Consider the following 19,484-nt stretch of genomic DNA (forward strand, 5'->3'; position numbering starts at 1 on the left):
GATTCGGGTTCGTTGTGTCGATCCGGCGTCAGTGAAACACTTTTAAATATAGGGGTCGAACGCGTTGTATGACCTACGATACCGTCGTGTTCGACAACGACGGTGTCCTTGTCGGCCGCACGCGATTCGACGTCCTCCGGGAAGCGACCCGGAAAACGTTCGAGAACCTCGGTGTGGACGATCCGGACCCGGACGACGTAGAGCGAATGACCATCGGTGCGACGCCCGGCAGCGTCGGCACGGTTTGCCAGACGTACGACCTCGATCCGACGCGGTTCTGGCGGACGCGAGACAGCACCGTCTCGAAGGCCCAACAGGTGGAGGCTCGCGAAGGGCGAAAAACTCCGTACGACGACCTCGACGAGCTCGGAGATCTCGACGTCGAGATGGGGATCGTCTCCTCGAACCAGCAGGAGACGGTCGACTTCCTCGTCGAACACTTCGACGGATTCGAGCGGTTCGGGGCGGCGTACGGCCGTGAGCCGACGATCCACAGCCTGCAGCTCCGCAAGCCGAACCCACATTACATCGAGCAGGCGCTCGCGGATCTGAGTGGCGAAAACGCCCTGTTCGTCGGTGACAACGAGTCTGACGTAAAAGCCGCCCACAACGCCGGCATCGACTCGGCGTTCATTCGCCGGCCACACCGTGACGACTGGGAGCTGAACGTCTGGCCGACGTGGGAGATCGACGGCTTGGCGGATCTGCACGAGATCTGCACGCCTTGACCGCAGGCGAGGTTCGGGACGAGACGCAAATCCCGTCCGACCGTGCGTGCACAGCACGACGACGTCGCAGTCCACACCTACCCGCCGGAGGAATGCTCGGTAGCCAACGCGTACAGCTGGTCCGCAACGGTGGGGTCGGCGGCGGCGACGTACAGCTCCGCCGATTCTCTGATGGTGGCCCCGGATTCGGCAGCGAGAAGGCTTCCCGCGAACTGCTCGAACGGATCCGGGCGGAAACTCACCACGGCCTCGGTGCCGCCGCGCGCGAGCAGCCCCCAGTCGACGCAGGGGGACCACGACTGGAGGACGCGCTTGCAGGTCGCGTCGACCGCGTCCACCAACCGATCCGCACGAGCCCGCCGCTCCGGGTTTCGGACCACGGGCAGGCCGACGATGAAGGAGACGGTCCCGTGATCGAGCGCGGTGTCGCTGTCGGCGGCGAGGGTACGACCCGCCGGATCCGGTCCGTCGATGTCGACGGTGACTGGACCATCGAGGTTCCCCGTGACCGAGTCATCCGGTTCGACCGCAACCGTCTCGGTCTCCCGATCGCCCGTCTCCACGAGCGTGTCGAGCTCGGCTGCTTCGATACCGCGTGCACCCATCCCCTGACCGGCAACGTACAGCGACCCGGGAAGCGGCTCGTACACCGCGGCTGCGACCGGCTCGTCGTCACGGAGACAACATGTCGCGGTCGCGAACGACGGGAATCCCGCGGCGTAGTTGTTCGTCCCGTCGAGCGGATCGATCACCCACGTGTACGGGCCGTCACCACGCCCGCCAGTCTCCTCGCCGTACGTCGCGTGCCCGGGGACGTGGTAGTCGAGGGCGTCGAGGATCAGCCGTTCGGCGCGCTCGTCGATCTCGGTTTTCACGTCGTGAGCGCCGTACTCGCCGGCGACGCGTCCGGTTCGAAACTCGGCGGCGAGCAGGTCGCCTGCCGGTAACACTGCCGTCGCTGCGACGTCGACGAGCGCCGAAATCGATCGGGTGTCAGTCATCGGCTGGTGGGGAGCCGCAATCGGTCGATACGCTTCAGTACGCTGGAGCTACATGTCGCCGAACGCGCTCAGCCCGCGTCCGGGCGTGGACACCTTGGTGATCCACCGGGACGCGATCGTCTTTTTCAGTAGCTTTGCCGGCGTTCCGCCGAACGTGTCGATCGGCAGCCCCTTCACGTCGTGTGCGACCGCCTTTTCGCCGACGGATATCACGGTCCCCTTGTCGTCGAACCGCCACGACTGCAGGGGTGCGCCACGGGCCGCGCGAGCGAGGTTCTCACCCGCAACCTCCGCGGCCTGCCAGGCGGCCTGTGCGGTCGGCGGGGCGACGTCGTCGGAGCCCTGGTCGACCAGCGAGGCGTCACCGATCGCGAACACGCGGTCGTCGCTCGTCGTGAAGTCGGATTCGGCGTACACGCGGTTGGAGCGCTCGTCTTTTTCGACGTCGATGTCGGCGACCTCCGGCTGTCCGGTGATCCCGCCGGTCCAGACTAACACGTCGTACGGCAGCCGCGTCGCATCGTCCTCGGCACCGCCGCCGAGATAGACGTGGTCGTCATCGACCTCGGAGATGAAGTCGCCGGTCAGAATCTCCACGTCGACTTCCTCCAGACGCTTGCGAAGCGCGCTCTGGATCTGCGGATCGTGTCCCGGGAAGATCTCGTCTAACCCCTCCACGAGCGTGATCTCGATCGGGGCGCGATGATCGTCGCGGTACTCCGCGACCTCGCCGGCCACCTGAATGCCGGAGAGCCCGGCACCGCCGACGAGCACCCGTGCGGGTGCAGAATGCGTCGCCTCCGCGGTCGCGTCTCGGAGGTCGCTGTGGATCCCCTTCGCGTCGGCAAGCCCTTTCAGCTGGTGGGCGTTCTCCTCCAGTCCGTCGATCCCGAAGAAGGCGGTCGTGGAGCCGACGGCCAGCAGGAGGTAGTCGTACGCCACCTCCGTACCGTCGTCCGTCTCGACGATGCGCTCGTCGGTGTCGACGTCGACGACGCGACCCTGCACGAAGTCAGTGTCGTGGGATTTGATCTCCTCGACCGGGATCGTGATCTTCTCCTCGACGGCGGGGTTGCGGATCGCCCGGTGCACCTCGTGTAATACGAGATGATAGTCGTGCTCGGCGACCCACGTAAGATCGGCTTCACCCTCGCCGACTTCGTCTTCGAACGATCGGACCGCCCCGGCACCGGCGTATCCGGAGCCGACGACGACGACCTGCGTAGTCATGGCTCCGGGTCAGCGACGCGCGAATAAAGACGCTTTGAAACCACCGCCGTCCGTGCGGCGATCTAACCGCTACTGACGGGATGCATCTCAGTTGTGAGACGATTGTCGGCCGAGTTGGCCGTCCCGTGTTCCAACCTCGTACGATCGCTCCTGAGAAATCTCATGTGCCGGGCGGCGCTCGCATCGACTGGTCTCGGCGCTCCGTTCACAACGAGAGCCCGGCGTGCCACCGATCCACACCCACCTCGCGTTTGATCTCCTCCATGCGCCCGAGCAGTTTCACCGCGAGGCTCGCAGTCTCGGCGGCCTCGGACTCGCCTTCCGTGCGGAACTCGCCGGTGACCCGGTTGGCGTAGACGGAACACACTGCGCCGGCACGAAGTCCGTACACGTTGGCGACGGTGAGGATCGCGGACGCCTCCATCTCGATGTTCTTCACGTTCGCCGCCCGAAGCTCCTCGACCAGCGCGTCCGAACCGGCGGCCTCGAACCCCTCGAACCCGGGTCGCCCCTGTCCGGCGTAAAAGGAGTCGGCGCTCATCGTGATTCCGGTGTGATACTCGTACCCAAGCCGCTCGGCGGCGGCGACGAGGGCGGAAACGACTTCGCCGTCCGCGCTGGCGGGATACTCCTCCCGGACGTACTCCGCGCTCGTACCCTCCTGTCTCACTGCGCCGGTCGTGATCACGAGGTCACCGACGTCCATCTCGGGCTGGATCGCGCCACAGGAGCCGACCCGGATGAACGTGTCGACGCCGACCCGCGCGAGCTCCTCGACGGCGATCGTCGCCGACGGGGAGCCGATCCCCGTCGACGTTACGGAGATCGGTTCGTCGCCGTACGTCCCGGTTGCGGTGCGGTACTCGCGGTGGTACGCAACCTCCTCGGCGCCGTCCCACAGCGCGGTCACCTTGTCGACTCGCTCGGGATTCCCGGGGAGCAGCACGGCGTTGGCGACGTCGTCGGGACCGACCTCGAGGTGGTACTGCACGTCCGCGTTCGGGTCCTCGCTGTCTCCGGTCATGTTCCCGGGCTTTCTCGGAGCCGTCTCAAAGTCGTTGCGGCTCGACGGTCCCGTCAGGCCGGATCCGCGGACGAAACCCGTTTGTCGTCGGGGCATCAACGCACGGTCGAATGGCCCGGAACGACGAGCTGCGGATGACTGCGGAGTCCCTCACGGACTCCGTCGTGGTCTGTGGAGTCGGTTGCTGCGACGCATCGCTGGCCGACGTGGCGTTCTCACACGCGCGATACAGCCCGGCTTCCGCGCTGTCGGATCACGTGACCGACTCGACCGCGGCCGTCGTGATCGGCGTCGACCCGGCCGCATCTGGAGCGGTCCGAGACCTCCACGAAGCGCTCGCATTGCGGTCCGGCGCGGACCCGAGCGCGAGCCCGTTCACCGTCGCAGTGATCCCGTGTGCCGCCGTCGAGGGAGATACGCTCGCAGAGGTTCGGGAGCACGTCGATGGGTTGCTGCTGGCCGATTCGCCGGCATCGGAGCCGGAGTCCACCCGCACCTCGGACGCTACAGCTCGCGCCTCCGACTCCGGCGCTCGCCCTCCCGCTTCCGGAGCTAGCGGTGCACGCTCCGGAGACGGGTCGGTCGTCGACGAATCGCTTGATCCGGTCGAACGAGGGATCCGGGAACTGCTCGCCGCGGTGCAGCGCCCGGGGTTCGTGAACCTGGATCTGACTGACGCGCGAACCGTGCTCTCGGCGGGCGTCGCCGCGATCGGATCGGGGACCTCCGGATGCGATTCGCCGGGGAGCGCGGTCAACGCCGCGTTCCACCGGCTGCCGAGCGCGGTCGACGTCGACGACGCGACCGCGGTTCTCGTCGACGTCGTCGTCGATCCCGTCACGAGCATCACCGCCGCGACCGACGCGATCAGCGCTGTTCGCGAGCGGATCGATGGGGATGCGAACGTCATCTGGGGCGGTGCAGTCGACGAGTCGACCGACGGCGAGCTCACCGTGTGCGTCGTCGTTGCGGACGTGCGTTATTCGCCGGCGGTCGTCGCGGGTGACCCCTGTCCGCGCTGTGGAACGACGCTTTCCGCCTACGCGTTCGGTGCCCGGTCGACGCTGTCGTGCGACGGCTGCGGCTTCTCGGGGATCGACGTTCGACGTGGCTGAGATGTCGCGGTCGGCGTCGCGACGGTCGCTCCCATCCGCAAGACACACGGGAGATCCGCGGCAACGGCGACGCATGGACAGTGACGATGCGGCTGGCGACGGACGCCCCGATGACGACGAGGACGGTACGAACGGGTCGAGCCCGCAAGCAACGGAGGCGTTCATTCGGCGGCATCTCGATCGGTACGCGGAGACACAGGGTGTGCTGCCGGAACGACTGCAGTCGTTCGGTGACCGATACCGCGAGCAGGGGTATCTGACGAGAGAGCAACTGTACGAGATCGCCTACGAGTCATCGACACGAAGCGCTCACTACGTGGAGCGGAACACGAAGGAGCGATGTCGAGAGGTGACCGCGAACGTCCTCGCGGTCGACGGCGACTTCTCGGCGATGCGCCTGCTTACGGGGTTGTCAGGATTCAAAGCTCCGACCGCCTCCTGTGTGTTGACCGCGCTGGATCCCGATCAACACGCCGTCATCGACACCCGGGTGTGGGCGTCGCTCGACCGACTAGATCGACTCGACGGGCGCAAGGAATCGTTCGACGCAGACGACTACGTAACGACGATCGAACCGATCCGCGACATCGCCGCGGAGACCGGGCACACCGTCGCTGAGGTCGGCTATGCGCTGTTCGCGCACGACGCACACGTCAGAGAAGGAACGCTTCACTAGTGGCATGGAGCGCGATAAAACTGTGTTGCATGGCCTATTCCACGATCGCATACCCGAATCAGCCGTGCGAACGATCCGCTTCGTGGTCGATGCCGGGCGTATATTGTGCAGTGTGAGTTCGAGTAGATGCTTATAAAGGCTCACTCGATGTGGAGAAGAGCGGTATATAAGTGAGCGGTGGAGAGGAGACTCCCTCGGAAGCCCCAGCCGCGACGGCTCGCGCGGCTCGCTGCGCGCTTCGGTCGCTTCGCTCCCTGCAGTGCTTTCGTCGCCGTGCGTCGCCCTCGCGGCTGCCCCTTCCAGTCCCACCCGACCGCCCCGCAGCCTCGGACCGCCCCAGCCTCGACCGGAGGGGCCGCCGGAACGCTCGGCGGCCCCTCCGGTCTCCCTCGCGCGCTCGCTCACGGGCCGAAGGCCCGCTCGCGGCGCGCGCCACCGCAACCACAAGCAGAGCATTGTTCGGTTATCAGGTGACGGCGGGCGGTCGGCGCGCGCCTCCGAGCGCTCTGGAAAGAGCGCGAGGAGCGCGTGCGAGGGACGCGGTGAGCGCTCGGAGAGCGCGAACCGCGAGGCTGGGGAGGCGTGAGGTGCGGTTGCGGTGCGGTTGCGGTGCGGTCGGGTGGGGTTGAAAGGGGCAGCCGTGATCCCCGCGAGCGGAGCGAGCGGGGGCTCGGGAGACGCAGTCTCCCGGTGGGGCGACGCCCGCCGCTGTAAGCACCACAGGGAGCGAGCACCGCGAGCGACCGAGGAGCGCAGCAAGGCGCGCGAGCCGTCGCGGCTGGGGCTTTCAGATCGTTCGTCGCGGAGCTATCGCTCCCGCGACTCACTTATAAATCACCTCCAGATCCATCACGCAATCACGTATAAACCACCCATCCCCCCTCGTGAGCGACGTACGCCCGAGATCGATCGCCGCGACGTCCGTACTGAGCGATCGACGGGAGTGACGAACCAGGTGTGTGAACCGTTGTACGGTAGTCGTTTGATATGAGTAGTGTGTGTTCGCACGAAACCGTGCCGCCGGGATAGTCCGCTTCACCACCCGGTCGTTCCGGTGGTCGCGTCACAACACGGGGCAGCGCTCGATCCTCGATACTGGCAACCGGTTCGGGTATCGGAGTTTCTTACCCGCCCGGGGTTCTCGTTCCGATGATGACCGACTCGCTTTTCACGTCGCTGACGCTCCGCGAGACGGAGATCCCGAATCGAGTCATGCTGTCCCCGATGTGCCAGTACTCGGCCGACGACGGGTTCGTGAACGAGTGGCATCGGATACATCTGGGATCGCGTGCCGTCGGCGGTGCCGGACTCGTGATGACGGAGGCGACTGCCGTCGAACCGCGCGGTCGCATCACGCCCGCCTGTCTCGGGATCTGGTCCGACGAGCATGCGGCGGCGTTCGAACCGATCACGGAGTTCGTCCGCGCGCAGGGGGCCGTTCCCGGAGTGCAGTTGGCTCACGCCGGACGGAAGGGTTCACACGCAACGCCGTCGGCGGGCGGTTACGGTCTCTCTCGCGACCACGAGGACGGCTGGGAGACGATCTCACCGACTGCGGAGCCGTATCCGGAGGAGCAGCAGGCAGCCACTCGGCGGATGGATGCGACCGACGTCGACGACGTGATTTCGGCGTTCCGCGCGGCCGCGGAGCGTGCACTTGCAGCCGGCTTCGCGGTTGCGGAGGTACACGCCGCGCACGGCTATCTGCTCCACCAGTTCCTCTCGCCGGTGACGAACGACCGCGACGACGCGTACGGCGGCTCCTTCGAGAACCGGACCCGGCTCGTTCGGGAGGTCGTCGAGGCGGTTCGCGACGTCTGGCCCGCTGACCGGCCCGTTTTCGTGCGGATCTCCGCGACCGACTGGCTGCCGGACCGCGAGTCATGGGACGTCGACGACTCCGTTCGGCTCGCCCCGCTCCTCGCCGATGCCGGGGCGGACCTCATCGACGTCTCCGGCGGCGGCATTCATCCCGACCAGTCGCTCCCGGGAAGCGGCCCCGGATACCAGGTTCCGTACGCGGAGGCGATCCGGGAGGGAGCCGACGTACCCGTCGCCGCGGTCGGCGGGATCTCCGAACCCACCCACGCCGACGCGCTCGTGCGCAACGGGCGCGCAGATCTCGTCGCGCTCGGTCGGGAGCTGCTCCGACAGCCGTACTGGCCGCTGGAGGCCGCCCACGAACTCGACGCGACGATCGACTGGCCCGTCCAGTACGAGCGCGGACGGTTCGAGTAACGGGAAGCGACGGAGACGTGCGCGGTTCGACCGACGCCGCTTCGGCCGGTATTTTTATGTACCGGTCGTCAACGGTAGGGTATGAGTTCCCGCGACCGTCCGCGTGACGACGACCTCGAGGAGCGGCTCGACGAGCTCGAGGACGTTCTCTCGGAGCTTCGACGCGACCTGAAGCGTGACGAGCGCCACCGCCCCGGACCGCCGCGTCCACCGCGGCTCTCCGAGCTCCTCCGGTTCACCGAACAGTACACCATTCCGACGCTGATCGCCGTCCTCGAGACGACGATCAAATCGCTGGAGCTCCTCCGCGGGACGCTTCGGCTCGCCGACCCCGGACGCGGGATGGACGTCGACGCCGATGCGGGCGCGACGGCCGACCGTCTCGCGGGGGTCCGTGACGAGGCGAGCGCCGGCCTCGCCCGGTCGCTTTCCGAGCTCCGGACCGCGCTTTCCGAGGCGGACCTCCCGAACGAGGCGGCATCACGGTCCCTGATTCAGGATGCCCGCGACCTCACCGCGGAGATCGAAGCCCGGATCGAGGAGTCCAGCCACGAGGCGGACTCGGCCCGCCGTCGCGCGGAGGAGTCGATCGACGACCGATCCACGAGTGATCGCCGAGTCGATCGTCGCGACTCAGGCGGCGACGTCGTGCACATCGACGTGAGCGATCCGGACGACATCACGGACGAATCGGAGCCCGCCGACGCTGCGGACGAAACGGACCGTGCGTCCGGAGTCGACGATCCGTCCCCCGAAGTCGACGTCGAGTCCGAACTGGAGTCGATCAAACGACAGCTCGACGAGCCCGATTCGGCCGCTGTGGGAACCGGTGCGAGGGACGACGAAACGGGTGACCACGCCCGCGGCTCCGAGACGGACGACGCGAGCGACACGGAAGACGACGGAGACGACTCCCGCCGGAGCGCCGACGGCGACGATCGCTGAGCCCTCACGCGGAACTCCGATGGACTCGGTCGTGGCTACCGCGGAGGCCGGAGGAGGAACCCGGCGACGCCGGCGGCGACGGCCAGTCCGCCGCCGAGAAGAAACGTTGCGTCCCATCCGATGACGCCGATGAGCCAGCCGACGACGCCGCCGCCGAACACGCCACCCCACATCTTCCCGGAGTAGACGATCGAGTAGTTCGCCGAGGAGTGCTTGCTGCCGTAGTAGTCCGCGACGAGACTGGGGAACAGCGAGAACTGCGAACTCCAGAAGAACACCGCGATGGCGACGAACGCGACGTATCCGGCCGCGGTCTCGAGTCCGGCGACGAGGACGATCGCGATCGTCGCGATCCCACAGAGCAGGAACGACGCCGCGGTGATCCGCTCGCGGTCGAACCGGTCCGAGAGCCCCCCGACGATGAGTCGGCCGCCCGCGGAGCCGATCGGGAGGATCGTCGCCGCGAGCGTGGCCGTGCCAGCCGTCAGTCCGGACTCCTCCGCGTACAACACCGTCCGTGCGGTGATCATCAGCCCCGCGGCAGCGACGGCGAAGAACATGAAGTACATCAGCCAGAACTGCCACGTCCGAACCATCTCCCGCCAGTCGTACTGTCGACGACCGTCGGCCAGTTCGGCGTCGCCGCCATCTACTGCGGTGTCCGGATCGTCGGTTTCGGCAGCTCCCGTCCCGCTGTCGACGTCGTCCGACTCTCCGTTCCGCTCCCACCCGTGTGGCGGGTCAGTGAGGACGACCGTTCCGACGAGGATCCCGACGCCGATGAGCGCACCCATGCTCGCCAAGCCGGCCGTGATCGCGTCGCCGGCGATCATATACCGGATGAACGGGACGAACGCGGCGCTGCCGGCCGCAAACGCCATCGTTCCGATCCCGGTCGTGAGCCCGCGCTTGTCGGGGAACCACTTCACCGCGGTGTTGACCGCCACCGTGTACACCATCCCGACGCCGACCGCCCCGATCGAGTAGACGGCGTACACGTGCCACAGCTCCGTGGCGAACGCGAGCCCGACGTATCCGCCCCCGGCGAGCACGCCCGCGGCGAGCGTCACGGCCCTTGGTCCGTATCGATCCCGCCACCATCCCGCGGGGAACTGCACCAGCGCCATGATCACGACGTACGCCGTGAACACGAATCCGAGCGCCGACAGCGACGCGTCGAGCTCGACCGCGAGCGGGCCCTCCAGCGACGACCAGACGTACTGGTACGGGCTCACGAGCGCCATCATCACCGCCGCCGCGACGATCTGCCACCACCGTGAGTAGCCGAGGATCCGTTTGGCCTCGGCGTCGGGATCGACGCCGTACGCGTTGCTCATCGAGGTAGTTCCCGTTCGTCTCCAGTCCAGCCGTCGAGTCGGGCGATTCCAGCCGTCGGTGGAACACCGTCCATCTGACTGGCTCCACACGACTTGCGAACGTTAGCCTTCCGATTCGACATCTCCGACCCCCCGATCAGAACGTCGCATCGAGATGGTCTGCAACTCGCTCGGCCGAGTCGAGAAGGAGCGCGTCGTCGTCGGTGAACACCTCGAGCGCGACGGTGCCGTCGAAACCGGCGAGCTCCTCGCTCACGATGTCGTAGTCGACCTCGCCGGCTCCCACGGGGATGTGGGTGTCGCCGCGGCGACGCACGTCGTGACAGTGGAGATGCGAGACCCGGTCGCCGTGGCTCCGAAGGAACCGCCGGATCGCCTTGTTGCCGCCCTCCATGTACGCGTGTCCGACGTCGAAGCAGATCGGCGTCTCCGTCTCGCGGGCAATGTCGCCGAGCACGGAGAGCTGTAACCCGTGATGCTGGTGGCCCACGTTCTCGACGACGACCTCGACGCCGGCTTCCCGCCCGGCGTCGGCGACGCGCCGAAGCTGTTCGGCCGCGACGTCCCGAAACGCCACGTCGTCCCGGTCGGCCGAGGTAGCGTGTAACACCGCCTTCCCCGCACCGAGCTCCCCGGCCGCACGGAGCAGTCGGCGCTGATACGCGACGATCGCGTCGTTGATCTCGTCGGCGTAGCTCGTCAACAGCTGACTATACGGAAGATGCACGTGGAGGTCGCGTCCGGCAAGTCCGTCAGAGAGTCGCCCCGGGTCGATCTCCGACGGGGGGCGAGTGCCCGCGTCAACGCCGAGTTCCACGAAATCGAATCGAGTCGGCGACCCCGCCAGGCGATCCATGTCGACCCCGACCGTGAGACCGATGTCCATGTCGGCGTTCGGAACGGGGACGGCTTATATATTACCGAGCAACGCTGCTCCCGGAACGGTCGAACTCACCACCGAACCTCGAACCCGTCGAGCCCCTCGGGGTCGCCGAACTCGGCGTCCACGTGGTCGACGTCGGCCGCGGGACTCCCCGTCTCGCACCACTCGACCATGTCGCGGACCGCCGCCTCGGGCCCCTCGAACACCGCCTCGACTCGGCCGTCGTCGAGGTTCCGGACCCAGCCGTCGACGTCGCTATCGCGAGCGGTGTCCCGGGTGGTCGCACGGTAGTAGACGCCCTGGACGGTTCCGGAGACGAACACGTGTGCACGGATTCGGTCGGCCATCGACCGCCGTTGGGTCCCCGTCGAAGTTAAACGCCTCGTCGTGTCGGACCGACGCCTACTAACGAGCGGCGGCCGATCCTCGGAGCATGAGCCTCTTCGGAACGGCCGGCATCCGCGGGAGCGTCGAGGAGCGGGTGACGACCGAACTCGCGCTCGCGGTCGGTCAGGCGGTGGCGGCGGAGATACGGGAGGAAGACGCGACCGTCGAGGACGATGACACGGACCCGCCCGATGACGATGACACGGACCCGCCCGATGACGATGACACGTACCCGCCGGAGGTCGTCGTCGCCCGCGACGGACGCACGACGGGTCCCGCGCTCGCGGCCGCGATGGAAGCCGGGCTCGCGTCCGGCGGCGCGGCGGTGTTGCGTGCAGGGCGACTCCCGACGCCCGGGCTCGCATACGCCTCACGGGGACGGTACGGCGTGATGCTGACCGCCTCCCACAACCCGCCGTCGGACAACGGAATAAAGCTGTTCCGCGATGGCGTGGAGTTCGGCGACGACCTCGAAGCCGCGATCGAGACACGCGTCGCGGACGGCGCGGCGGCAACGCGGTGGGACCAGTGGACCGAGTCGAACACCGTCGACAGCCTCGACCGATATCTCGACGCCGTCACGGCGTATGCCACCGACTTCGGTACCGACCTCGACGGGCTCCGGATCGCAGTCGACTGCGGTAACGGGATGGCCGCACCGGCGACGCCCGCCGTCCTGCGGGAGCTCGGCGCTACGGTCGTCACGCTCAACGGGAACGTCGATGGCCATTTCCCCGGCCGTGGGAGCAAGCCGACGCCCGAAACGCTCCGTGACCTCCGGTCGTTCATCGCCGACGCCAACGAGGGCGCGGACGATGCGAGTCCGAACGACGGTGACGGGTTCGCGTTCGGAATCGGCCACGACGGCGACGCGGACCGCATCGTCGTCGTCGACGCCGCCGGCGAGGTCGTCCACGAGGACACGGTGTTGGCGATCCTCGCGGAGCGGTACACCCGCGAGAGCGACGCGGTCGATCCGGTCGTCGTCACCACGCCGAACGCCTCCGGGCGGATCGACGAGCGAGTCCGCGAGGCGGGCGGTCGCGTCGAGCGAGTGCGGCTGGGCGCGCTCCACGAGGGTATCGCGTCGGTTCGATCCGCTGCGACTCCAGGCTCCGATACGTCCGTCGCGTTCGCCGCGGAGCCGTGGAAACACATCCACACGTCGTTCGGCGGCTGGATCGACGGCGTCTGTTCCGCGGCAGTGATCGCCCGTCTCGTCGCCGACGAGGGGCTCGACGCGCTTCGCGAGCCGGTGAGCGAGCGACCGTACCGGAAGGAGAGCATCGACTGTCCGGACGAGGCGAAGGAGCCGACCATGCGGCGGCTGGAGACGGCGCTACCGGACGCCTTCCCGGACGCGACCGTCGACACCGATCACGGCGTCAGACTGGAGTTTCCGGACGCGTCGTGGGCGCTCGTCCGACCGTCGGGCACCGAGGCGTACGTTCGCGTGTACGCGGAAAGCGACGACGTCGACGAGCTGGTCGACGACGTACGCACCGTGGTTGAAACCGCGGTCGACGACGCGTGACCGTCCGGGTCGTTTCGGCGGTCACCGAACGGGAGCGTACGGGTTCACCGTGTAAACCACGGTGGGTCGGACGAGTCGGCCGGTGGGTCGGACGAGTCGGTCGGTCGGTCGGCGTCATCCGACCGTGCGGATCGTTCGGACTGAGAGGCTCGCTTTTCGAGTTCGCCTTTCAACTCCGCCACGTCGAACTCGTGGTCGGGGCGGATCGCGACGAAATCCAGAAAGCGACTCGCCGCGAGTAGCTCCGCGGTCGTGTAGCTTGTGAGCGCGGCGTCGACGGCGAGATCCGCGCCGATGAGCGGCTCGAGCGCTGCCAGCGCGCTGGCGAGATCGTACGACCGCGCGGCGTCGCGGCCGTCGTCGCTCACGTTCGTCGCGTCGATAAAGTAGATATCGCCGTCGCGGATCAACACGTTCTCCGCGCGGAGGTCGCCGTGCGCGAGCCCGGCGTCGTGGACGGTTCGCAGGGTCGAAAACAGGTCCGGCGCGAGCTCGGCCTCGCGCTCGCGGTCGATCGCGTCCAGCGTCCGGAACTCGGGGAGGTACTCCAGGACGACGACGCCGAGCCCATCCACCTCGAACGCCTCGATCGGCTCCGGCGCGTTCACGCCGATCTCGCGGATCCGCTCCGTCGCTTCGAGCTCGTGGCGAGCCATCTCGTAGGGCGTTTCGTATCGCTCGAAGAACCCCTCGGTCCCGGCGGTGAACGCGCCGATGTTGCGGCCGGTGGTGAACAGCGTGTGGACGATCGTGTTCTGTTTCGTGATCACCTTCACGAACAGGTCGTCGTCGACGACCATCGGCGTCGACAACCAGTTGTCCGCGTCGAGAAACCGGATGCGCAGCGCCTCGCGGTCGTACCGGTCGGCCAACTCGCGGGCGACGCGTTCGAGATCGGGCCAGTCGACGCGGCCACGAACGAGTTGGCGCAGCTCCATGTAGCTGATCGATGCACCCCCGACTGATAAATGATTCCGCCGGGTCGCTCGTGTCCCCGTCGCCACCTCTTGACCTCCGGAACGCAGCGGACGCTTCACGCGGACTACAGACAGGAACGCAGCCGGACGTGCCGGTCAGATCCCGAGTTCGGCCTGCAGGTCATCCCAGTCATCGTGGAAGCCGTGATTGGACTCCGTCTCCGGTCCCATCGCCGACTGATACACGTCGTCGTACTTCAACAGGTCACCCCACCCGTCGTGGAACGCCCAGTTACAGTACTTGCACATACACGTGCCAACACGGGCGGTCGATATACCGGTTTCGGCGATGCCGATCCGATACGGGTCGTCGTCCCCGTGGGAACCACACTGCAGCGACGGGGCCGCATCGACCGCGTCATCGACAGCGTAATGTGTGCACAGAGCTACCACACACCATGAGACCCACGAGTTCGACGAGGACCCCATGGTGAGATACAGACGCGGGGGGTACGTGACGAGCAGCGAGGAGGCGGTCGAACGGAGCTGTGAGCACTGCCAGTGGCACGCGGTCGCCGACTCGTATCCGAAGCTCATCGAGCGGTATCAGTCACACCTCCGCGAGGAGCATCCGAAGGCGTGGCTGCGGGCTTGACGCGTGTCCGTCAGAGTGACTAGCTTACCAGACGCTCTGCAGCCACGACACCGCTGAAAAACGCGAGATTCGGAGTCGGCGCGTTCCCGAGCGACGATGCGTTCGGTCTAGGGTTCGAGGAGGACCTTCGTGACGCCCTCCTCGCGGTTGTCGAACGCCTCGTACATCTCGGGCGCGTCCTCGAGGTCGACGCGGTGAGAGACGACCCAGCTCGGGTCGGCGCGGCCCTCGATGATCATGTCCCGCAGGTACCGATTGTACGATTTCACGTTACACTGACCGGTAGCGAGCGCCTGACCCTTCTCGAACAGCAGGCCGAAGTCGATCCCGAGTCGACCCTGCGCGGCCATCTCGTCGGGCGCGCCTGGGTCCTCGGGGACGTACAGTCCGGGGATACCGAGCTGACCGGTCGGCCGGACGACCCGGATGAGGTTGTTGATCACGACCGCGGGGTTCTCCTTGGCGGGGTCGTACGCGAACTCCTCGGTGTCGGAGTCGACGTCGTCGGGGTCGGTCGCCTGGTATCCGACTGCGTCGACGCCCTTGTCGACCTCGCCGCCGTGCGCGTCGATGATCTGCTCGACCGGGTCGCCCTCGCGGAAGTCGATGGCGGTGGCGTCACAGTGCTCTTCCGCGAGTTCGAGTCGGCTCGGCACCTGGTCGACGATGTAGATCTCCGAGGCGCCCTGCAGTTTGGCGCTGTACGCGGCCATCAGACCGACCGGTCCGGCTCCGAACACGGCGATCGACTCGCCGGGTTTGAGCTCGGCCAGTCGGGTGCCGTGCCAGCCCGTCGGGAAGATGTCGGCGAGCAGCGCGAACGCGTCCTCGTGCTCACGTCCCTCCGGAAGTTTGAGCGCGTTGTGGTCCGCGTACGGGACGCGGAGGCGCTCGGCCTGTCCGCCCGGATACGGACCCATCGCGACGTAGCCGTACGCCCCGCCGGCGAAGCCGGGGTTCACGTTGGTACAGAACCCCGTGAACCCCTCCTCGCAGTTCTGACAGAACCCACACGAGACGTTGAACGGCATGACGACGCGATCGCCTTCCTCGAGCGTGGACACCGCGTCGCCGACCTCCGAGACGACTCCCATGTTCTCGTGGCCGAAGACGATCCCCGGCTCTGCGGCCGTCCGTCCCTCGTACATGTGGAGATCCGATCCACAGATACACGAGGTCGTGATGTCGACGACCACGTCGTTCGGATGTTGGATCTCCGGCTCTTCTACCTCCTCGACGGCTACCTCGTACTCCCCTTTGTACACTACTGCATCCATCATGATTGCGGCTTCCACTACGGACGAACATTATAAATAAATATTTACATGACAATTACACTTAACAGAACTGGACAGGGGTTTAACAAATTTTACTAACGGAGATAATACAGTACCAGCGCTCGTCGGGCACGACGCGTCGGTTTCAGTCACGTCGTCGAGCCGTCCTCCTTCGACAGTCGCCATAGTACCATATATGTGGTTCTCGCATCCGTTTCGAGGCGATTTTCGATCTCACGAACACTCTCGAGAAAGCGTCCGTAGTCCTCGATCGAGGGAGATGTCGGATACGACCTGTCCAGTGATGACACGTCACGCAGTATCTCCCACTCACGCTCCCCGATCGGAACGTACGTATCAGGATGCAAAAACGTGAGAAACGCCGATCCGACGCGGACATCGACCGCCGGAAGATCGGTGAGTGCGTCGAGCGCCGCCGCGTGGGCGGGCTGTGCGTCGGAGCCGTCATCAGAACGGCCCGTGCGTCCGGATAACGACTCGCTCGTGTGCGTCTCCGACTCGCTCGTGTGCGTCTCCGACTCGCTCGTGTGCGTCTCCGACTCGACTGCGTCGTCTATCGCGTCGGCCGCGTCGGCGATCGCCGCCTTCACACGACCCATCTCGACGTCGGCGAACTGATCTTCGATCTCGGCTCGCTCGTCGTGCGGATACTCGCCGAGATAGCGTCGGAAATACCACCTGACGACCCACTCCGCGTCCCGCGGTCCGTACTCTCCGGCGCGGAGGGCGTCGGGGAGTGTCTCTATCCCCTCCTGCTCGACCGGATACAACGGCTCCTCCGCGCGATACTCCTCGACGTACCGTTCAACGTCGTCAGCGGTGAGCTCCATACCGCCACGACGGCGCCCGTCTGTAAAACGGTTCTCCGGCGATTCGAGCGGGGACCGCACACTGCGTCCCCGACCAAACCGTCTCCCTGATCGCACCGCGTCCCAGACGGCAGCGAGGGAACCGATCGGCACCATCGCCGTGATCCATTTAATACGCCCCCCGGTCACCATGTCACATGAGCGTTCTCGACGCCGACGAGTACAGCGCGTTTCGCCGCGACCTTCACCGCCATCCCGAGCCGGCGTGGTGTGAGTTCTACACCACGGCTCGCATCGTCGAGGCGCTCCGGGAGCGCGACCCGACCGCGATCCACGTCGGCCCCGACGCGCTTGCGACCGACCAGCGCATGAACGTCCCGGAGGACGAGACGCTCGATGAGTGGCTCGATCGGGCTCGATCAACCGACGTCGACTCCGACGTGCTTGACCAGCTCGCCGGGGGGTACACCGGCTGTGTGGCCGTCTTCGAGCGGGGACCCGGGCCGGTCGTCGGGCTCCGCGTCGACATCGATGCCCTCCCGATCCACGAGTCCGACAACGACGACCACAGACCGGCGGCGGAGGGGTTTCGCTCGAACCACGAGGGGTACATGCACGCCTGCGGCCACGACGCCCACGCGACGATCGGCGTCGGCGTCGTCGATGCGGTGCTCGACTCCGAGTTCGCGGGCACGCTGAAGCTGTTCTTCCAGCCGAGCGAGGAGCAGGTGTCCGGCGGCAAGCCGATGGCCGAGTCGGGACATCTCGACGACGTCGACGCTCTCTACGCCGTCCACGTCGGCCTCGATCACCCGTCCGGCGAGGTCGTCTGCGGTATCGACGGTTTTCTCGCGGTCAGACACTTCCTCGCCGAGTTCGACGGCGAGTCGGCTCACGCCGGCGCGCGACCGGAGCAGGGACGCAACACCGTACAGGCGATGGCGGCGGCGATCCAGAATCTCTACGCGATCCCGCGACACGCGGACGGCCCGACCCGCGTGAACGCCGGCATCGTCGGCGGCGGCACGGCGACGAACATCGTTCCCGAGGCGTCGTTCATCGAGGGTGAGGTGCGAGGAGCGACCGACGAGCTCGCCGCCTACATGGACGACGCCGCGCGACGAGTGCTGCGCTCGGCGGCGGAGATGCACGACTGCACCGTCTCCGTCGACCTCCTCGGCGAGGCCCCGAGCGCGACGAGCGACGACGCACTCGCGGACGTGATCCGCGACGTGTCGGCTGGCGTCGACGGCGTGACGAACGTCGTCGAGAGCGCGGATCTGGGTGGCTCCGAGGATGCAACGTATCTGATGCAGGCCGTTCAGGACCGCGGCGGACTCGCCTGTTACGTCGGCATCGGAACTGATCACCCTGGCGGTCACCACACGCCGACGTTCGACGTCGTCGAGGATGACATCACGACCGGCATCGAGGTGCTCGCGGCAGCGATCCGGCGCGTCGCGGAGACGCCACCCGGACCGAAAAGCTAAACCTCCACCGATCGACCGAACGCTCATATGCGTCTACAGTTCATCGGCCTCGGCGGTGCCGGATGCCGGATCCTCGATCGACTCGTCGCGGACCACGGCGACGAGCGATTCCTGCAGGGAGCCACCGCGTTCGACACGGACGCCGACGCGCTCGATGCCCTGCATCATCTCGACGACGACCGCCGCTACCGGTTCGGCGACGCGGCCGGCGGTGACGGACTCGGCGGGGACCTCCACGCCGGTCGTCGGCTGGGGTCGGCACACGCGAGCGAGCTCACGCGCGTGATGGACGACGAACGGCCGTCGCTCGCCGAGGCGTTCCTGCTCCTCGTCGGACTCGGCGGTGCCGCCGGCGGCGGCGTCGCACCCGCTCTCGCGGGAGAGCTCGACCGTCTGTACGACGTCCCCACGTACGCGCTCGGCGTGCTCCCCGCTCGAAACGAGACGGAATCCCGAACGACCGAGACCGCACGGGGCCGAGCGGAGGAGCCGCCGCGGCGACCGCTCGCTGAGAAGAACGCCGCACGAACGCTCGACGCGCTCTCGGACGATCTCGACGCCGTGTTCGCGTTCGACAACCAGCGCTGGCTCCGCTCCGACGAGACGGTCGGAGAGGCCGCCCCGCGCCTGAACGCCGCCATCGCCGAGCGGCTCGCTGCGCTGTTCGGTGCCGGCGAAACCGGTGACGACGCCTCCACCCCCCAGCAGGTGCTCGACGCGAGCGACGTCGCCCGAGCGGTCGGATCGGACGGCGAGATCGCGGCGATCGGCTACGCCAGCCAGCAGGTCGAACGTCCCGAGACGGGCTCCCGGTTCGGTCTCGGACTGCTCGGCTCCTCGGAGCCCGCCGAAGTCGACGCGAGCGAGGCCGTCTCGGCGATCGAGACCGTCATCCGGAAGGCGGCTCGCGGTAAGGGGACGGTCGAGGTTCCCGACGGCCGGGCGGATCGGACGCTGCTCGTGGTCGGTGGTCCGCCGGCGTGGCTCAACCGAGAGGCGATCGCCGACGGCCGGCGATGGCTGGCCGAGGAGACCGGCTCCGGCGCGATCCTCAGCGGCGACGCTCCCGACCCCGATGGCGACGCCGTGTTCGCCGTCGTGCTCCGCTCGGGGATCGACCCGGCGGACCGCCTCACCGAGATCCGCGCGTCGATCGAATAGCAGGGACGGTCCCCGACGGGTACGGTCGACAGTCGCGTGAGGTGGGGGTCGCCGCG

General features: G+C 67.2%; 18 protein-coding genes and 1 pseudogene. 9 read left to right on the forward strand and 10 right to left on the reverse strand.

Annotation, left to right across the window (positions count from 1 at the left end; translation table 11 throughout):
• Nucleotides 1-68: 68 nt before the first annotated feature.
• The gene (locus ACYQ0R_RS07330) at nt 69-728 is read left to right on the forward strand and encodes an HAD family hydrolase (RefSeq protein ID WP_459822037.1); all 660 of its coding nucleotides are present in this window, start codon (nt 69-71) and stop codon (nt 726-728) included.
• A gap of 77 nt (nt 729-805) precedes the next feature.
• Here ACYQ0R_RS07330 and ACYQ0R_RS07335 read toward each other — a convergent pair whose 3' ends face one another.
• From ACYQ0R_RS07335 to ACYQ0R_RS07345, 3 genes are all read right to left on the reverse strand, one after another.
• Entirely contained in the window at nt 806-1,729 is a 924-nt protein-coding gene (locus tag ACYQ0R_RS07335; RefSeq protein WP_459822039.1) for an inositol monophosphatase family protein, read from the reverse strand.
• Nucleotides 1,730-1,777: 48 nt separating this feature from the next.
• Nucleotides 1,778-2,959 (reverse strand): NAD(P)/FAD-dependent oxidoreductase, encoded by a 1,182-nt coding sequence (locus ACYQ0R_RS07340; protein ID WP_459822041.1) that lies wholly within the window; start codon nt 2,957-2,959, stop codon nt 1,778-1,780.
• Nucleotides 2,960-3,164: 205 nt separating this feature from the next.
• Nucleotides 3,165-3,983: a nucleoside phosphorylase gene (locus tag ACYQ0R_RS07345; RefSeq protein ID WP_459822043.1), complete on the reverse strand. Its 819-nt coding sequence runs from the start codon at nt 3,981-3,983 to the stop codon at nt 3,165-3,167.
• A gap of 110 nt (nt 3,984-4,093) precedes the next feature.
• On the opposite strand from ACYQ0R_RS07345, the gene ACYQ0R_RS07350 reads away from it, so the two are divergent.
• From ACYQ0R_RS07350 to ACYQ0R_RS07365, 4 genes are all read left to right on the forward strand, one after another.
• Nucleotides 4,094-5,098 carry a zinc finger domain-containing protein gene (locus tag ACYQ0R_RS07350; protein WP_459822045.1) on the forward strand — a complete coding sequence of 335 codons (1,005 nt, stop codon included), beginning with the start codon at nt 4,094-4,096 and terminating at the stop codon, nt 5,096-5,098.
• Nucleotides 5,099-5,171: 73 nt separating this feature from the next.
• Nucleotides 5,172-5,774 (forward strand): hypothetical protein, encoded by a 603-nt coding sequence (locus tag ACYQ0R_RS07355; protein ID WP_459822047.1) that lies wholly within the window; start codon nt 5,172-5,174, stop codon nt 5,772-5,774.
• Nucleotides 5,775-6,926: 1,152 nt separating this feature from the next.
• A complete protein-coding gene (locus tag ACYQ0R_RS07360; protein WP_459822048.1) occupies nt 6,927-8,012 on the forward strand; it encodes an NADH:flavin oxidoreductase/NADH oxidase in 1,086 nt (361 codons plus the stop codon).
• 81 nt (nt 8,013-8,093) lie between these two features.
• On the forward strand, nt 8,094-8,957 hold the full coding sequence (locus ACYQ0R_RS07365; RefSeq protein ID WP_459822050.1) for a DUF7547 family protein: 864 nt from the start codon (nt 8,094-8,096) through the stop codon (nt 8,955-8,957).
• 35 nt (nt 8,958-8,992) lie between these two features.
• Here the strand turns inward: ACYQ0R_RS07365 and ACYQ0R_RS07370 are convergent, their stop codons facing one another.
• The 3 genes from ACYQ0R_RS07370 to ACYQ0R_RS07380 all read right to left on the reverse strand — a co-directional run bounded on the left by ACYQ0R_RS07370 (nt 8,993) and on the right by ACYQ0R_RS07380 (nt 11,524).
• The gene (locus ACYQ0R_RS07370; protein WP_459822051.1) at nt 8,993-10,294 is read right to left on the reverse strand and encodes an OFA family MFS transporter; all 1,302 of its coding nucleotides are present in this window, start codon (nt 10,292-10,294) and stop codon (nt 8,993-8,995) included.
• Nucleotides 10,295-10,430: 136 nt separating this feature from the next.
• Nucleotides 10,431-11,180 carry a sugar phosphate isomerase/epimerase family protein gene (locus ACYQ0R_RS07375; RefSeq protein WP_459822053.1) on the reverse strand — a complete coding sequence of 250 codons (750 nt, stop codon included), beginning with the start codon at nt 11,178-11,180 and terminating at the stop codon, nt 10,431-10,433.
• Between the two features lie 65 nt (nt 11,181-11,245).
• Nucleotides 11,246-11,524 (reverse strand): acylphosphatase, encoded by a 279-nt coding sequence (locus tag ACYQ0R_RS07380; protein WP_459822055.1) that lies wholly within the window; start codon nt 11,522-11,524, stop codon nt 11,246-11,248.
• Between the two features lie 86 nt (nt 11,525-11,610).
• On the opposite strand from ACYQ0R_RS07380, the gene ACYQ0R_RS07385 reads away from it, so the two are divergent.
• Entirely contained in the window at nt 11,611-13,098 is a 1,488-nt protein-coding gene (locus ACYQ0R_RS07385) for a phosphohexomutase domain-containing protein (protein ID WP_459822057.1), read from the forward strand.
• A gap of 143 nt (nt 13,099-13,241) precedes the next feature.
• On the opposite strand, the pseudogene ACYQ0R_RS07390 reads toward ACYQ0R_RS07385, so the two are convergent.
• A pseudogene (locus ACYQ0R_RS07390) lies at nt 13,242-14,036 on the reverse strand (RIO1 family regulatory kinase/ATPase domain-containing protein); the annotation flags it as partial.
• Nucleotides 14,037-14,171: 135 nt separating this feature from the next.
• Nucleotides 14,172-14,324 (reverse strand): hypothetical protein, encoded by a 153-nt coding sequence (locus ACYQ0R_RS07395; protein WP_459822059.1) that lies wholly within the window; start codon nt 14,322-14,324, stop codon nt 14,172-14,174.
• 178 nt (nt 14,325-14,502) lie between these two features.
• On the opposite strand from ACYQ0R_RS07395, the gene ACYQ0R_RS07400 reads away from it, so the two are divergent.
• Complete coding sequence (locus tag ACYQ0R_RS07400; protein WP_459822061.1) at nt 14,503-14,670, forward strand: hypothetical protein; 168 nt, start codon at nt 14,503-14,505, stop codon at nt 14,668-14,670.
• Nucleotides 14,671-14,777: 107 nt separating this feature from the next.
• Here the strand turns inward: ACYQ0R_RS07400 and ACYQ0R_RS07405 are convergent, their stop codons facing one another.
• Both ACYQ0R_RS07405 and ACYQ0R_RS07410 read right to left on the reverse strand, forming a co-directional pair.
• Nucleotides 14,778-15,947 carry a glutathione-independent formaldehyde dehydrogenase gene (locus ACYQ0R_RS07405; RefSeq protein WP_459825707.1) on the reverse strand — a complete coding sequence of 390 codons (1,170 nt, stop codon included), beginning with the start codon at nt 15,945-15,947 and terminating at the stop codon, nt 14,778-14,780.
• Between the two features lie 149 nt (nt 15,948-16,096).
• Nucleotides 16,097-16,798, reverse strand: coding sequence for a hypothetical protein (locus ACYQ0R_RS07410; protein WP_459822063.1), 702 nt, complete (start codon nt 16,796-16,798; stop codon nt 16,097-16,099).
• 176 nt (nt 16,799-16,974) lie between these two features.
• Here ACYQ0R_RS07410 and ACYQ0R_RS07415 point away from each other — a divergent pair, with 176 nt between their 5' ends.
• Together ACYQ0R_RS07415 and ACYQ0R_RS07420 are read left to right on the forward strand one after the other, a co-directional pair.
• Nucleotides 16,975-18,267, forward strand: coding sequence for an amidohydrolase (locus ACYQ0R_RS07415; RefSeq protein WP_459822065.1), 1,293 nt, complete (start codon nt 16,975-16,977; stop codon nt 18,265-18,267).
• A gap of 27 nt (nt 18,268-18,294) precedes the next feature.
• The gene (locus tag ACYQ0R_RS07420) at nt 18,295-19,428 is read left to right on the forward strand and encodes an FtsZ/tubulin family protein (protein ID WP_459822067.1); all 1,134 of its coding nucleotides are present in this window, start codon (nt 18,295-18,297) and stop codon (nt 19,426-19,428) included.
• Nucleotides 19,429-19,484: the final 56 nt, after the last annotated feature.

Source organism: Halorubrum luteum (genome assembly GCF_054652935.1).